Origin of the sequence: Thiolapillus sp. (genome assembly GCF_048562965.1) — a bacterium.
Classification (GTDB): domain Bacteria; phylum Pseudomonadota; class Gammaproteobacteria; order Chromatiales; family Chromatiaceae; genus Thiolapillus; species Thiolapillus brandeum_A.
Genome location: NZ_JBHNMF010001479.1, coordinates 1 through 609, shown reverse-complemented (window position 1 = coordinate 609; position 609 = coordinate 1). Strand labels below are relative to the sequence as shown.

General features: G+C 40.4%; 1 protein-coding gene. It reads right to left on the bottom strand.

The genetic code is table 11. The features are described 5' to 3' along the window. Window positions 1-609: ribonuclease H family protein (locus ACOCD2_RS25025; RefSeq protein WP_419626367.1), on the bottom strand; the 609-nt coding region annotated here is incomplete at both ends.

The following is a 609-nucleotide window of genomic DNA, read 5'->3' as shown; positions in this document are numbered from 1 at the left end:
CTTGATAGACATATTTGGCAGTTAAGGGTTTTAGGTCCGAAAAAGGCATGAGATCAGCTGTCGGTTTATTGTCAAGAGCTTTTTTCGCAGCTCTATCAGCAACCTCGTTTCCTCGAATACCTACATGTCCAGGAACCCACATAAAAACAATTTCCTTTTGGTCTGCATCAATTTTGTGTAAAAACTCTTGAATTTGTATTAACAGAGGATGGTCAGTTTTTAATTTTCCGAGTGCTTGTAAAGCGGACAGTGAGTCTGAGTAAATCATGAATTTGCTTTCCTGAGATTGATATGCTTGTTTAAGAGCAAGCAGAATTGCTTGCAGCTCCGCTGTGTAAATAGAACAGTGGTCTCTCAGTCGACAAGAGAAAGGGCTATTTGAGGCAACAGACGAAACTGCTGCAGCAGCAACCTTCTCATCGACTTTTGAGCCGTCAGTAAATATCTGCACATAATTTTGATGTCTGGATGTTATTTCCAAAAAGGCTTGTTTATACACTTCTGGGTTTGTGGTATCTTTTTTGTATTTTGTCAAAGATAGACAGATCTGAGGTTCAGATTGACTCCAAGGAGGGGTATCTGACACTGTGGTGTCATCAACCACATCCA